A 14,220-nucleotide genomic window follows, 5' to 3' on the forward strand; every position below is an offset into this window, starting at 1 on the left:
GGAAGAAAAAACATGAATAAAAAAATTTCGTTCAGTCTGTTAATTTTGTTACTTAGTTTGTTGGTAGGTTTTACATTTATTCCGCATAAAAAGGAATTAAGTTTCAATGAGTATCAAGAAAAAAAACACTCTGGCGAAACATTTTATGTTGTTTTAAAAAAGAAAAACTGTTCAGATTGTCAGGATTTCGAGAAACTATTACAAGCACCTAAACAGGTTTACTATGTAGAATTAACCAACAAAGAGACCATGAAGGAATGGTCAACATTTATCCGAGAAAATAAAGTTTTACATGTGCCATCTATGTTTAAAATAGATAACGGCCATCTCAAGAAAATTGATGGAGAAGGAGATGCGAATCAATTATTCGCAAACTATCAAAAAATAACGAAGTAAAAAGAATAAAAAGACAAGCCAAGTTTCCTAAATAAAGGAAACTTGGCTTGTCTTTTTTCTAGTAATAGTCGTTTATTAAATAACATGTGAAATGTTTTACAAATCCATTTTGGTTTGATAAAATAAACGCAAACATATGAATTTGTTTTCATTTGTTTTGGGAGGAGGAACGAATGATTGAATTGATTTTACTTTTGTCGGTGATTCTTTTAGGTTTATTGATTGGAAATAAAAGAGTTGATAAGTGGCTTTTTCTTAAGGCATTACTTTTGTTTTCTGTTATGCTAAGTGTGAGCATCTTAATTTCGGTAGCTATGTATTTATTATTAACAATAGGCGTTGCAAACGTAATAGGGCAGCGGTTAGAGTCGTTATTTCTTTTAGGGATAGTCGTTATCATCAGTACGAGTCTTTTGTTATATTTTTTATTGAATTTAACGACGAAAAAAATTGTTTTACCCATCGCTTTAATGAAAATAATTGAATATTATATTCAATGGGTATTGATTTATGTTACTATTTATCAAGTGATTTTTGATCAGTTTATTGTTTCTTCAGAAGTAAAAAATACGTTACAAGGAACTATTGATGAGCCAGTCGAAATCATTATTGTTATTTTGCCATCATTTATTTCAATTTGGATTGCCGTTGTTTTATTTAGGCTTCGTATGGAAGAACTTTAATCAGATACTTTTAGAATGGAGGAGTTTGTATGTCTGCTTGGCAAACATTTAAAAATGGAACAAGGCAATTTTTTAAAGACATCTTGCAGTATTTATGGTTATTTTTTACTTTAAATGTCTTATTATTATTGGTGGGTGGGGCTTTTAGTTGGGCTACTTCCAACGCACTAAAAACTCAAGGTATTCCTTATCTTTCGTTTAATAACCTGAATTTATTGTTAGAAAAGCCGCTTGCTCTGGTGTTATTAATTCTCTTGTTGTTACTTTTTTTAGGTGCAGTTTTTTATCAGTTTACCTTTTTATTATTAGGGATTTTTCAAATACGGCAAGACCATCGCTTTCATTTTAAAGGAGTTACCAAGGCATCTTTTAAGGTTCTTAAAAAGCAAGGTGCCCGTTCGTGGTTATTCTTTTTCGGTTATTTTGTTGTCATTGTCCCTTTTGGTAACCTGATTTTCCAAAGTAATCTATTGACGAAATTTGTGATTCCAGATTTTATTGTTGAATTTTTGTCCCAACGAATTCCTTACTTGGTTGGATTACTGGCCTTTGGGTTATTAGTCTGGTATTTAGCTATTCGTTTCATTTACACGCTTCCATTAATGATTCTGGAGAGAAAAAAAGCAGGCGAGGCAGTTAAGGCTAGTTGGTCAATGACAAACAAACGATTATGGTTCATTATTCGTAATATTGCATTTGTGACGATCGCGGTATTTGTTTCAACGTATGTTATTTATGTGTTACTTTATCTTCTACAGTTGAAGTTAGATACCTTGAGCGATACCATTAGCTTGCTAGGTGGGATTTTAAATTTAACGGTTGTCCAATTTTTACAGTTTGTCTCTAATGCTTGGCTTTCAGTATTACTGATTAATTTCTTATATACACAATTAAATGTTCAAGCAGAAACGACGACAAAAGTTGCCTTTGACAAAGAAACAAAACGTAATAAATTAGTGACTATCGGAATGGGCCTAGGACTATTCACCATTTTTGGCGGCTATATAATTTTCAACGCTGTTTACTTAACAGGGCTATTAGAATCAAAACCTTTGATTATTTCGCATCGAGGGGTCACCAATAGTAATGGCGTACAAAATACCATTCCTGCTATGGAAAGAACCATTAAATTTAAACCAGATTATATTGAAATTGATGTTCAAGAAACCAAAGACCATCAATTTGTTGTGATGCATGATGCCAACCTTCAAGAACTCGCCGGCGTTGATGGCACGCCGCAAGAATTTACGTTGGCTGAATTAACAAAAATGACCGTTAAAGAAAATGGCCAAGAAGCACCAATTGCCAGTTTTGATGATTATTTAGCGAAAGCAAACCAAGCCAAACAAAAATTACTAGTAGAAATTAAAACGTCTAAACAAGATAGTCAAGGTGCGCTTTCTAACTTTATTGAAAAATATGAACGTCCTCTGATAAAGAATAACCATCAGGTTCAATCTCTCGACTACAATGTGATCAAAGCGTTTAAAAAAGCCAAATCAAAAGTAAAAGTTAGTTTTATTTTGCCCTATAATTTCACTTTTCCAGAAACACAAGCTGATTTGTATACAATGGAAGCTACTACGTTGAATGATACCTTCATTTTAAAAGCTGACCAACAGAAAAAAGCAGTTTATGCTTGGACAGTTAATGACTCAGAGGTATTAAGTAAAATGCTCTTTATGGACGTTGCTGGAGTGATTACCGATGATTTGGAGTTAGTCAATGAAGAAGTCAATGACTTTGAAAAAAATCCATCGTATGCGGATCGTATTTTGCATTATATTTTTATGCTACCAAGTGTGGCTTCTCAATAAAAAATGAAGAAGAGGGTTAAACGAAATGAAAAAAGAATTTTCGCGAGTACTTCTTAAAAATCAATCTGATGAAATTCTTATTTTAAAAGATCGGCCAGACACATGGAATTTCCCTGGCGGAAAACAAGAACTTGGTGAATCAGCGCTGGAATGTGCGATTCGTGAAATGAAAGAAGAATTAGCAGTGGAAATTACTGAACTTGAAGAAATTTTTACTGGACCACTTGTTTTTGATTCAATCGTTTGGCAAGGACATTTTTATTTTGCCAAACAAGCCCAAGGAAAAGTGACCCTGAACGAACCAAATAAAATTAAAGGCGTACAATTTATTAAGCGGTTTGAGGAAGTAAATTTTTCACCAGGATTAGCTCCGCTATTTGATTATTTGGCGCGTAGTGATTATTTAAAGTTAAACAAAACTAACTGGAAATAGAGAGAATAGGAGTGTTTTTTGCTAGGGCTTTGTCAAGCGCATCTTTGATTATTTTAGAAAGTCCAAGGAAGAGTCGTGGGCATTGTTTATTCCTAATAAATATGTTATAGTAATTAAGTAATCAATTTTGATAAGTAATTTGAGTTATATATTTAAAAACTATACTTCTCCTTTTGCCACTCAACATTTTTTGCAATAACTTGCATATTTTTATGCACTAGGAGGAAATATATATGAACAACGGTACAGTAAAATGGTTTAACGCAGACAAAGGTTTTGGATTTATTACAGGTGAAGATGGCAATGATGTATTTGCACATTTTTCAGCTATTCAATCAGATGGATTTAAAACTTTAGACGAAGGCCAAGCAGTAACTTTTGATACTGAAGAAGGTCCACGCGGCTTACAAGCAACGAACATCGTAAAAGCTTAATAATGAATGAAAACGGACCACGTGTTGGTCCGTTTTTTTTGATAGCTGTTGTCTGATCTCGCCATTAATTACATAGCAAAACAAAGCAGAGGCCATTTAAAGGAGGAGAATATGAAAATGACCTTAACTGAACTGTTACTTGTAAGTGGATTATTTTGGCTAGTAATCATAATTGGTGTGATTGCGGGTAGCATATTTCTAATTAAGTATTTTAGAGGTCGGAGCTGAACGGTTCTGTTCCCGCCAATTATCAGGTTTTAAGCCTGGGACAAAAATCCAAAGTGATTTTTGCCCCAGGTTCTTTATTTAATTAGGGTATCAAGTTTTAGGTAAAATAATTAACAAATTAAAAGCAATTTACTATATAATCAGAAAGGGATCTTTAAGAGAGAAGCAGGTGTTTGCTTGTCGTAATACTTTGTTTAGCAGATAGAAAAAGGAAACGTTATGCGTTACAATAGGAACGGAGGAATTTTAACCTTATTGGATTTGTAGCTGAAGCAGAACAAATGTTGTCGCGTTAAGTGCGATTGAGCTTGCCACAAGCAACATTTGAAAAAACTACGGATAGAAAAATCATTCCTAAACAAGAAAAAAACACTCTTTAGATGAATAAAGAGTGTCCAGAAACGTTGATAAATCAACATATTTAAATAACGCGCCCTGAGGGAATCGAACCCCCGTCTCAAGAACCGGAATCTTACGTGATATCCACTACACTAAGGGCGCGGCACGAATACTAGTTTAGCTGATATTGACAAAAATTACAAGAGGGAGGACGAAAATAATGAAATTTGAGCAACGAATGTCCCAACAACAAAAACAAGTCCAGAAGTTGGCCATGACTCAACAGCTTCAACAATCCATTCAAATTTTACAATTTAATACGGAAGAACTCGCTGCCTTTGTTGAAGCGAAAGCACTAGAGAATCCATTGATTGATTTACAAGTAGACACGCAGTACACCACAGATTTTCCGATAACTAGTCGTTCTTACACCAATCAAGACGAAGAAAATAATTATATGAATCAAATTCCAGACTATCATTTATCATTATTTGAGTCTTTAATTGATCAAATTCATTTGAATTACCGCGATACATACTTGCGAACATTGGTATTGTTTTTAGTAGAATATATAGACGTGAATGGTTATTTAACGATTTCGTTAGAAGAAGCGGCAGAGAAAACCGAAGCAAGCGCCATTCAAATGCTAGATGCATTAACTTTGTTACAACAGCTAGATCCAGCAGGTGTGGGGGCACGCAATTTACAAGAATGTTTGATGCTACAAACAGAACGAGACGATACCGCGCCTAATTTAGCGTATATTTTATTGGAGGAAGAGTTTGATGCCTTAGTGAGTCGTAAATGGGGCCCGTTAGCTAAAAAATTCGGAATTGAATTAGCAGAAATTCAATTGATCTTTGATTATATACAAACGTTATCGCCAGCGCCAGGGAATATTTTTGATGCGACCGAGGAATTGTATATTCGACCAGATTTAACTGTCCGAATCAAGGAAGATCGAATAGTGGTGATTTCCAACAAAGCTGGTCGACCGACATTAAATTTTCAAGAAAATTATTTCAAACGAATGCAAGAGACTGACGACAAAGAAGTCCAAGAATATATTAAGGATAAGAAAAACGAATTTGAATGGTTAGAGCGCGCAGTGAATCAGCGGGGGGATACAATTTTACGTGTAGGGCAAGAAATTGTGCGCCGTCAAGAAGCCTTCTTTTTAGAAGCAGATCGGCCATTAAAACCAATGACTTTAAAAGAAATTGCGGATGCTTTGTCTATTCATGAATCGACAGTTAGTCGTGCGGTTAATGGAAAATATCTAGAAACCACGTTTGGCGTCTTTGAATTGCGCTCATTCTTCTCAACAAGTATTCTTTCATCAGAAGAAGATGGCGAGGATGTCTCAACAACGATGGTTAAAAAGCAACTACAAAAATTAATTGATCAAGAAGTAAAAAGTAAACCGTTATCTGATCAAAAATTAGTCGAGCGATTAAAAGATTCAGGCATGGAAATATCCCGGCGAACGGTGGCAAAATATCGTGAAGCCCTAGGGATTCCATCTTCATCTAAACGAAAACGATATGAGTAAACAACCAAAGCTTATGAGTAATTTTCATAAGCTTTGGTTGTTTTTTTGTGATTTAAAAAATGTTGGTTTTTTGAATTGTAAAAAAAGCCTAAAGGAGGCAAAGTTTGCTTGCCATTTCCTAGGAAAAAACGTATATTAAAGTTACTTGCTTCTTTAAATAAAGGAAAAGAATAATTTTATAGAAAAGTTGGAAAGCACAAATGAATCAGACAGCAAATAGCAAGAAAAAACGCTATATTACAGGTTTTGATGGCATTCGGACGATCGCTGTAATTGGCGTGATTTTGTATCACCTTTTTCCCCAAGTCATGCGAGGTGGCTACTTAGGTGTTCCGATTTTCTTTGTTGTTTCAGGTTATCTTATTAACGACTTGTTGCGGCAAGAATGGGCAGAAAATCAGACCATTGATTTAAAAGGATTTTATGTGCGAAGGATGAAACGGCTGTATCCAGCATTAATTGTGATGCTTTTAAGTGCAGTTAGTTATATTACACTCTTTCAGCAGGATTTATTAAACAATATTCGCAGCGTTGTCGCTAGTAGTATTTTTTATTACAACAACTGGTGGCAAATTTTTAAAGGGTTTTCTTATTTTGATGGATTTGCGACACAATCGCCATTTGTACATATTTGGTCATTGGCAGTTGAAGCGCAAAATTATTTAATTTGGCCATTACTTTTTATTCTTCTGGAACGCTTTGTTCGTAAGCGCGGTCGAATTTTCAGTTTAGTTTTAATCGGCGCCTTAATTTCGGTGACGCTGATGGCCGTTTTATATGTTCCTGGCGCAGATCCTACACGTGTCTATTATGGAACAGACACACGTGTTTTTTCTATTTTACTAGGTAGTGCATTGGCGTATGTTTGGCCAAGCACACGTTTGAAAGAAGAAATTCCAGAAGCCTCTAAAAAAATCTTAAATGGCGCTGGTTTAAGTGCCTTAGTTCTTTTAGTGTTAGCCTTTTTAACATTATCAGATCATACAAATTTTGTTTATTACGGCGGCATGTTTTTAATTAGTTTGGCAGCCACTGTCTTAGTGGCCGTCACTGCACATCCAGGGGCAGATATGAATCGTTGGTTAACGAATCCAGTCTTTACGTGGATAGGTAAACGGAGTTATGGCATTTACTTGTATCAATTCCCAATCATGATTTTTTATGAGGCCAAAATTAAGACCTTATCGGACCATGTTTTTCTACATTCATTGGTTGAAATAGCATTAATTTTAGTAGTGAGCGAATTGTCTTATCGTTTTATCGAACATCCACTGACACGATTGTCTTATAAGGATGTCTGGACTCAATTCACTGAGTTCTTACGGAAACCGTGGGACCTTCGTGAAAAAGGGACAATGGCCTTTATGACAGTGATTAGCGTGATTGCAGTATTCGGTTTAATTGTGGCCCCAGCAAACGCTAAAAGTGCGCAACAAGAGCAACTAGAAAAAAATATTGCGAAAAATCAGCAAAAAATTGAAGAACGTAAAAAAGAAGTCCAAGAAAGTGGCACGAAAAATAGTAGCACGTCCACAGAAAGTAGTACAAAACCGAGTGAAAGCCAAGACGTTCTACCCACACAACTAACACCAGAGCAAGTAAAAAAAGCGCAGAATTTAGAAATCACAACTATTGGTGATTCTGTTATTCTAGATGGTGCTAGCGGGTTACAAGATATTTTCCCTAAAATGATTATCGATGGGGAAGTGGGCCGTCAATTGTATAGTAGCATTTCACTAATTGGTGAACTAGACAAAAAGAAAATGCTTAAAAATACTGTTTTAGTGAGTTTAGGTACGAATGGTCCTTTTACAGAGGCACAATTTGATGAATTTATGAAAGCGTTAGGTAATCGAAAAGTTTATTGGATTAATGTTCGCGTTCCAACTAGAAGATGGCAAAATCAAGTAAATAGTTTACTTAGTCAAATGGACAAAAAATACGATAACTTAACGGTCATTGACTGGTTTAATTATAGTAACGCCCATGATGATTGGTTTTATGATGACCGAGTTCATCCAAATGTGGCAGGCGGCGAGCAATATACACACTTTATAGCAGAGAAAATTTTACAGTAGCAAGAAACTTCCAGCTCAGATGAAAGGGGCTGGAAGTTTTTTGTTGCAGATAAAGAAATCGTTTACAAAATATGGTGTTTACGTTACGATAAATAAATAATCATCGTTTTTATAGGAGGTAGATAATGAGAGAAAATCGGAGTGAGAACAGCGAAATTTATGCTGAAGATATTAGTTTTTTCTACAAAAAAAATTATTTTGTTTTGGAAGATATTAATTGGAAAATCGAAAAAGGACAATGTTGGGGGATTCTCGGGCACAACGGTGCGGGAAAAACGACACTAAGTTATTTAGTTTTAGGCTTGCTGAAGCCGAGCAAAGGTGTAGTACATAATTATATAAAAAAAGTAGAATATCTTCCGGAAATGGGTGGTTTCTATGAACGACTGACAGTCAGAGAAAATATACTTTTTAAATTGGAGCTGTCGGGGGAAAAACAAAAGTCAAAAAAATTGAAACAAGTTTTAAAAGAATTTGGATTAATAGACTATGAGTTTAAACGTGTAGATAAATTGTCACAGGGATTAAAAAAAAGAGTTGCTTTAGCAATGCTTTTTTTAAGAGAGAGTGAAGCTTATTATTTTGACGAACCTACGAATGCTTTAGATCCAGAAATGAAAAAGAAGTTACGACAATTAATTATTCATTTAAAAGAAGCAGGAAAAATCATTTTAATTAATAGTCATGATTTAGCTTTCGTTGAAGAAATATGTACTAATTTTTTAATATTAAATAATGGAAAAGTCTGCTTCAATGAGCCAAATATAGGAGTCAATTTAGAAGAAATCTATTTGGAAAAAGTAGGTGAACGCCATGAATAAAGAATTTTTTTATGAAATCCAAGTAGTGATTAAACGTGAGTTTCTGGAATTAAAAAGTCATCTTTGGAAATATTTCGGTTTAATGCTTTATTTGATTTTTTTTACAGTTTTCATTAGTAAAAGCGGCGGTTCAGAAGGAATTGTTTTGCCAAATGAAGCTAACTTATTTTCCAGCTTTACTTTGGCCGGTAGTTTTGCTGCTATGTTTATCATGAGTACAATGCTTCAAGAAAAAAAGCAAATGACCTTACCTCTATTACTTCTGTCTTCTGTCAGTATAACTAGGGTAGTTGTTAGGAAAATAGTGGTTGCTGTAATGATTAGTGTACCTTTTCAAGTGTTTCAACTACTTATTAGTCTTGTTATTTTAAATAACCAAAAGAGTCCATATCTTTATCTGTTGGCACCACAGAACATAGTTACTTTACCTTTTATTACTTACCTGTTAGGAAGTTTAGTTCTATTGCTTTCGGTAATTATCAAAGATAAAAAGGTGGCAGAGTATCTTTCTGTTTTTTGTTCGCTGACTTTAGGTGGCATTCTCGCAAGTGCCTATATTTTATTCAATGTACAGTTTTCTTTAGTAAAGATTTTACTTTATTTTCTGTTTTTAATAAGTTGTAGTATTTTGCTAACTATGGCAACAAGTAAGATAGTTAAAAATTCGCTATTCTTTATTGAATAGTGTGATAGAAATTTATAATAGGTTAATGATTTTCTTGAAAACCTAAGCTTTTTTTTTAGATATCTGGTATACTGTTTTTGTTACAAGTTCCCGAAAGGATTTAGCAAGTAATTGTCGTTACTTACTAAAGATGCCTTGTAACCGAAACTATTTAGGGGGAATAACATTATGACAGAAAGACATTTATTTACATCAGAATCCGTTTCAGAAGGACATCCAGATAAGGTAGCTGACCAAGTCAGTGATGCAATTTTAGATGCGATTTTGGAGAAAGATCCGATGGCCCGCGTGGCATGTGAAACATCCGTAACAACTGGTTTAGTCCTAGTATTTGGAGAAATTTCTACAACAGCTTATGTAGATATCCAAAAAATTGTTCGTCAAACTGTGAAAGATATTGGTTATACACGAGCAAAATATGGATTTGATGGAGAGACTGTCGCAGTTCTTGTAGCAATCGATGAGCAATCACCTGATATCGCTCAAGGGGTTGACGCAGCCTTAGAAGTGCGTGATCAAGATGAAAAAGACGATATTGGCGCTGGTGACCAAGGCTTAATGTTTGGTTTTGCCGTTGACGAAACACCAGAATTAATGCCATTACCGATCGCGTTAAGCCATCGTTTGGTTCGCCGTTTAGCAGAATTGCGGAAGGAAAAAGTCTTACCTTACTTACGTCCTGATGCAAAATCTCAAGTAACAGTGGAATATGATGATCAAGGTCAACCACAACGTGTGGATACGATCGTCATCAGTACACAACATGATGATGAAACAACCTTAGAACAAATCGAAAAAGACATTAAAGAACAAGTAATCAATGAGGTGATTCCTCATGAACTTTTAGATGATGAAACAAAATACTTTATCAACCCAACTGGTCGCTTTGTAATCGGTGGCCCTCAAGGAGATGCCGGCTTAACTGGTCGTAAAATTATCGTTGATACTTATGGCGGTTATGCTCGTCATGGCGGCGGTGCTTTTTCTGGAAAAGATGCAACCAAAGTTGACCGCTCTGCTAGTTATGCTGCGCGTTATATCGCGAAAAACATTGTTGCTGCTGGTTTGGCGAAAAAAGTAGAAGTCCAATTAGCTTATGCAATTGGTGTGGCGCAACCAGTGTCTATTTCTATTAATACGTTTGGTACGAGTGATCTTCCAGAAAGTAAATTAATCGAAGCAGTTCGTAAAAACTTTGATTTACGTCCAGCAGGTATTATTGAAATGCTAGATTTACGTCGCCCAATTTATAAACAAACTGCGGCTTATGGTCATTTTGGTCGAACAGATATTGATTTACCGTGGGAACAAACAGATAAAGTTGAAGCGTTAAAAGCTAGTTTAGCTGAATAATTAAATAAAAAAAACAAGAAGTCAGCCAATACTTGGCTGACTTCTTGTTTTTTTTTTGTAATAATTTTTTTATGAAAAAGCATTTTTTTAAGACATTTTGTTCTTTTTTGTATAGAATAGCTATGGAGCAATTTAGAAAATTGACAATTGAATAGAAAAGGATGTGAACAAATGGCAAAAGAAACAAATGTTAAGTTAGTCACGGTGAGTGTTTTTGTGGCAACATTTATGACAGCCATTGAAGGGACCATTGTGTCTACTGCGATGCCAACGATTGTCGGCTCGTTACATGGCATGGAAATTATGAACTGGGTATTTTCAATTTATTTATTAACGAATGCGATGTTAACACCGATTTATGGGAAACTTGCGGATAAAATTGGTCGTAAACCTGTCTTCATGATTGGCATTATCATTTTTATTTTGGGCTCCTCGTTGTGTGGCTTTGCTCAAGATATGTTGACTTTAATTATTGCCCGAGCAATTCAAGGTGTGGGGGCAGGCGCAATTTTACCAGTTGCATTAACGATTATTGCCGATATGTATACATTGGACAAGCGAGCGAAAATTTTAGGTTTAAACAGTGCCGCCTGGGGAATTGCTAGTATTTTTGGTCCGTTAGCAGGTGGTTTTATTGTAGATACAGTCGGTTGGCATTGGATTTTCTTCATTAATGTTCCTATTGGACTTGTTTTATTGGGCTTGATTAGTATTTTCTTAGTTGAACCAAAGCGGGAACGGACCAAGATGCCAATGGATATTTTGGGCAGCGTTACTTTGATGGCCGTACTGCTAACGTTATTGCTAGGTTTTCAAATGATTAGCGATAATGGTTTTACATTAGTAACATTTGGTTGTTTGAGTTTGAGTGTGCTCTTTTTTGTAGCGTTTGTGATGATAGAAAAACGCGCGCAAGACCCAGTGATTGATTTGCATTTATTTAATCAACCAACGTTTGTTTTAGTAAATCTTATTGCAGCGCTTATTAGCGGTTTCTTAATGGGGATTGATGTCTACATTCCGATGTGGATGCAAGGTGTCTTAGGAAAAAGTGCAGGAATTGGTGGCTTAGTTTTAGCGCCTATGTCGTTACTTTGGATGGCTGGATCATTTATAGCAAGTAGTTTTATGGAAAAATATGCTATGAAAAAAGTCTTAACGATTGGGTTATCGATTCTATTAGTCGGGGCCATCTTTTTAGTGGTAATGCCAATGGCCGTTCCGTTTTGGCTTTTCTTTGTAGTGTCTTCTGTCTTAGGAGTTGGTTTTGGGATTACTATCACAACGACTACGGTGACAGCACAAAGTACAGTGGAGCCTGAAAAAATGGGGGTTGCAACATCGTTTAATACGTTGGTGCGTACAATTGGGCAGACTGTGATGGTGTCAATTTTTGGTGTGATTTTAAATGCAGGAATGTTTGCGAAATTGGAAGCGAGCGCGTTAAACGTCGATGCAGATGGCATGAATCAATTAGTGAATCCACATACTGCAAATTTAATTCCAGCTGCGTTGTTAAAACCATTACGCGGTATCCTCTATGCAGGTCTGCATAATGTTTACTTAGTCGGTGCGGGCTTAGTTGTTGTCGCTCTTTTGTTAAATATTTTCGCAAAAGCGCAACGAGCGAAGGTTTAGTGGTACACTAATAGAAAGAGTATTGGAGGGAAAAGTAGATGGCCTTTTTACAAGCAAATATTTATTCAAATGTATTGGAAATGGAAGTGAATGTGAACGTAATTTTACCACAAGAAACGGTAAAAAAAGTGGGCACAAGTACCCAAGCAGCATTAACAGATATTCCCGTGTTGTATTTATTACATGGGATGGGAGGGAATCACAGTGTCTGGGCTCGCAGAACCTCTATTGAGCGGTATGTCGCTGATTTGGGGATTGCTGTCATTATGCCGTCCACGGATTTAGCTTGGTATACGGACACGCAATACGATATGAACTATTGGACGTTTATCTCAGAAGAATTACCGAGAATTTGTCATCAACTCTTTCCACAGTTAAGTACAAAACGAGAAAAAACCTTTGCCGCTGGTTTGTCAATGGGTGGTTATGGCGCCTTGAAATTAGGATTAGCGAAACCAGAATCTTTTGCAGCCGTTGCTTCTTTGTCTGGGGCAGTCAGTTTATCATCCACTAGTTTTGGGGAATTATTAAAAGTCCGTAAGCGAAGCTATTGGGAAGGTATTTTTGGCCCGTTAGATCAAATTGAAGGTTCCATTCACGATCCGCTGTATTTATTACAACAATTAGTAGAAAGCCAAACAGAAATGCCCCAATTTTACCTTTGTTGTGGGGAGCAAGATATGTTACTTTCTGCTAATCAACAGATGGCTCAAGCGTTGGAACAGGCACAGGCAAGTTACACTTTTGAAACTGGACCAGGAGAACATGACTGGGTGTTCTGGGATGAATGGATTCAAAAAGCCTTGGCTTGGCTACCAATACCAAAATAGAGAAAGTAGTTTTCGCTATTTATTTTAAAGGTTAACCCTTGGTCCGTCAGTCATTTCGACTGACGGACCAAGGGCTTTTTTTATTTAGATGAAGATGTGTTGTCTGCTTGCAACCCATCTAAGTAGGTTTTAACGGCTTGAATAAAGGCGGATTTTTGGTGGATGGAGTGTCGAAATTGAATGCTTTCCTCCATGTACGTTAACTCATTGTCGGAGACATATTGTTTCATGTGCAGCACTTGTTCTTTTAAATAGTCATCTCCGTTCAATACTTGCGAAACGAGCTGTTTTTCCTCCGTTGCGTCCATAATCATCCCAAATAAAAGATGTTGTAAAGACGTTACTGCTAAATGAGTCATTTCTGGTGAAAAACCTGCTTCTCTTAAAATGCCCATCATTTGATTCAAATGGCGTAATCGTTGGGGATAGGCAGGGACGGTTTGGATTTCGATAGCTACGGCACAGGGAAATTGTTGATAGAGATCATAATAGTTTTCCATGAAGGCTAGTAAGTCAGAATACCATTCACCACATAATGCAGGTTCTTGAAAGTGCTCTTCAATCGCTTCAGCCATACTTTGAAGTAAGGCTTGCTTATTTTTAAAATACCAATAAATTGCGGGCGCCTGTACACCAAGCTGTTTGGCGACTTTACGCATAGAAAGTTGTTCTAAAGTGGGACTTTTTTCTAACAAAGAAAATGCGGCTGCAATAATCGTGTCTTTTGATAATTTCGGTTCCATGATTTTAGCTCCTATTAAACGTTATCTTCGTAAGTTTATCAAAAAGAAGGTACACTTTATGATAGGAAAAACTTGTGAAAAATTAACTTGTTCGCTTGTATTTTACCACTAAAAATGGTAAATTATGAATCGGCCTTATTTTACAGTGTTAAATTGGTGAAGTCAATGAGCAAATTGATTTTTTTGTAAT

13 protein-coding genes, 1 tRNA gene and 1 riboswitch are annotated in these 14,220 nt (G+C 35.9%); of the genes, 12 read left to right on the forward strand and 2 right to left on the reverse strand.

Annotated features, from left to right (window positions below):
• The first annotated feature begins 12 nt into the window (after positions 1-12).
• The 5 genes from IGL13_RS02755 (at position 13) to IGL13_RS02775 (ending at position 3,763) form a co-directional block, all read left to right on the forward strand.
• Complete coding sequence (locus tag IGL13_RS02755) at positions 13-396, forward strand: bacteriocin (protein ID WP_002358745.1); 384 nt, start codon at positions 13-15, stop codon at positions 394-396.
• A 173-nt stretch (positions 397-569) separates the two neighbouring features.
• Positions 570-1,079 (forward strand): SA1002 family membrane protein, encoded by a 510-nt coding sequence (locus IGL13_RS02760; protein WP_002415292.1) that lies wholly within the window; start codon positions 570-572, stop codon positions 1,077-1,079.
• 29 nt (positions 1,080-1,108) lie between these two features.
• Complete coding sequence (locus tag IGL13_RS02765) at positions 1,109-2,896, forward strand: glycerophosphoryl diester phosphodiesterase membrane domain-containing protein (protein ID WP_002363211.1); 1,788 nt, start codon at positions 1,109-1,111, stop codon at positions 2,894-2,896.
• 25 nt (positions 2,897-2,921) lie between these two features.
• A complete protein-coding gene (locus tag IGL13_RS02770) occupies positions 2,922-3,329 on the forward strand; it encodes an NUDIX hydrolase (protein WP_002361287.1) in 408 nt (135 codons plus the stop codon).
• A 233-nt stretch (positions 3,330-3,562) separates the two neighbouring features.
• On the forward strand, positions 3,563-3,763 hold the full coding sequence (locus IGL13_RS02775; RefSeq protein WP_002355647.1) for a cold-shock protein: 201 nt from the start codon (positions 3,563-3,565) through the stop codon (positions 3,761-3,763).
• A 657-nt stretch (positions 3,764-4,420) separates the two neighbouring features.
• Here the strand turns inward: IGL13_RS02775 and IGL13_RS02780 are convergent.
• Positions 4,421-4,492: transfer RNA gene (locus IGL13_RS02780), tRNA-Arg, on the reverse strand.
• A 58-nt stretch (positions 4,493-4,550) separates the two neighbouring features.
• On the opposite strand from IGL13_RS02780, the gene rpoN reads away from it, so the two are divergent.
• From rpoN to IGL13_RS02815, 7 genes are all read left to right on the forward strand, one after another.
• Positions 4,551-5,882, forward strand: coding sequence for an RNA polymerase factor sigma-54 (gene rpoN / locus IGL13_RS02785; RefSeq protein ID WP_002361288.1), 1,332 nt, complete (start codon positions 4,551-4,553; stop codon positions 5,880-5,882).
• A gap of 200 nt (positions 5,883-6,082) precedes the next feature.
• Entirely contained in the window at positions 6,083-7,960 is a 1,878-nt protein-coding gene (locus IGL13_RS02790) for an acyltransferase family protein (RefSeq protein WP_002378047.1), read from the forward strand.
• 125 nt (positions 7,961-8,085) lie between these two features.
• Positions 8,086-8,781: an ABC transporter ATP-binding protein gene (locus IGL13_RS02795; protein ID WP_002378048.1), complete on the forward strand. Its 696-nt coding sequence runs from the start codon at positions 8,086-8,088 to the stop codon at positions 8,779-8,781.
• Positions 8,774-9,466, forward strand: coding sequence for a hypothetical protein (locus tag IGL13_RS02800; RefSeq protein ID WP_016632742.1), 693 nt, complete (start codon positions 8,774-8,776; stop codon positions 9,464-9,466). The genes IGL13_RS02795 and IGL13_RS02800 overlap by 8 nt, the downstream gene beginning before the upstream one ends.
• 75 nt (positions 9,467-9,541) lie before the next feature.
• A riboswitch (SMK box riboswitch) is annotated at positions 9,542-9,637 on the forward strand.
• Positions 9,635-10,819, forward strand: coding sequence for a methionine adenosyltransferase (metK, locus tag IGL13_RS02805; protein ID WP_002355656.1), 1,185 nt, complete (start codon positions 9,635-9,637; stop codon positions 10,817-10,819). It overlaps the preceding riboswitch by 3 nt.
• Positions 10,820-10,990: 171 nt before the next feature.
• On the forward strand, positions 10,991-12,457 hold the full coding sequence (locus IGL13_RS02810) for an MDR family MFS transporter (protein ID WP_002378050.1): 1,467 nt from the start codon (positions 10,991-10,993) through the stop codon (positions 12,455-12,457).
• A gap of 38 nt (positions 12,458-12,495) precedes the next feature.
• On the forward strand, positions 12,496-13,287 hold the full coding sequence (locus IGL13_RS02815) for an alpha/beta hydrolase (RefSeq protein ID WP_002366213.1): 792 nt from the start codon (positions 12,496-12,498) through the stop codon (positions 13,285-13,287).
• Positions 13,288-13,367: 80 nt separating this feature from the next.
• Here the strand turns inward: IGL13_RS02815 and IGL13_RS02820 are convergent, their stop codons facing one another.
• Positions 13,368-14,030 carry a TetR/AcrR family transcriptional regulator gene (locus IGL13_RS02820; protein ID WP_002358755.1) on the reverse strand — a complete coding sequence of 221 codons (663 nt, stop codon included), beginning with the start codon at positions 14,028-14,030 and terminating at the stop codon, positions 13,368-13,370.
• Positions 14,031-14,220 lie beyond the last annotated feature (190 nt).

The organism is Enterococcus sp. DIV1937, from assembly GCF_050535975.1.
Taxonomy (GTDB): domain Bacteria; phylum Bacillota; class Bacilli; order Lactobacillales; family Enterococcaceae; genus Enterococcus; species Enterococcus faecalis.

Excerpts from the sequence above, each read along its gene's own strand:
- IGL13_RS02810 (WP_002378050.1), top strand. The coding sequence starts at position 10,991 with ATGGCAAAAGAAACAAATGTTAAGTTAGTCACGGTGAGTGTTTTTGTG.
- IGL13_RS02800 (WP_016632742.1), top strand. The coding sequence starts at position 8,774 with ATGAATAAAGAATTTTTTTATGAAATCCAAGTAGTGATTAAACGTGAG.
- IGL13_RS02760 (WP_002415292.1), top strand. The coding sequence starts at position 570 with ATGATTGAATTGATTTTACTTTTGTCGGTGATTCTTTTAGGTTTATTG.
- metK (WP_002355656.1), top strand. The coding sequence starts at position 9,635 with ATGACAGAAAGACATTTATTTACATCAGAATCCGTTTCAGAAGGACAT.
- IGL13_RS02820 (WP_002358755.1), bottom strand. The coding sequence starts at position 14,030 with ATGGAACCGAAATTATCAAAAGACACGATTATTGCAGCCGCATTTTCT.
- rpoN (WP_002361288.1), top strand. The coding sequence starts at position 4,551 with ATGAAATTTGAGCAACGAATGTCCCAACAACAAAAACAAGTCCAGAAG.
- IGL13_RS02815 (WP_002366213.1), top strand. The coding sequence starts at position 12,496 with ATGGCCTTTTTACAAGCAAATATTTATTCAAATGTATTGGAAATGGAA.
- IGL13_RS02770 (WP_002361287.1), top strand. The coding sequence starts at position 2,922 with ATGAAAAAAGAATTTTCGCGAGTACTTCTTAAAAATCAATCTGATGAA.
- IGL13_RS02775 (WP_002355647.1), top strand. The coding sequence starts at position 3,563 with ATGAACAACGGTACAGTAAAATGGTTTAACGCAGACAAAGGTTTTGGA.
- IGL13_RS02790 (WP_002378047.1), top strand. The coding sequence starts at position 6,083 with ATGAATCAGACAGCAAATAGCAAGAAAAAACGCTATATTACAGGTTTT.
- IGL13_RS02755 (WP_002358745.1), top strand. The coding sequence starts at position 13 with ATGAATAAAAAAATTTCGTTCAGTCTGTTAATTTTGTTACTTAGTTTG.
- IGL13_RS02765 (WP_002363211.1), top strand. The coding sequence starts at position 1,109 with ATGTCTGCTTGGCAAACATTTAAAAATGGAACAAGGCAATTTTTTAAA.
- IGL13_RS02795 (WP_002378048.1), top strand. The coding sequence starts at position 8,086 with ATGAGAGAAAATCGGAGTGAGAACAGCGAAATTTATGCTGAAGATATT.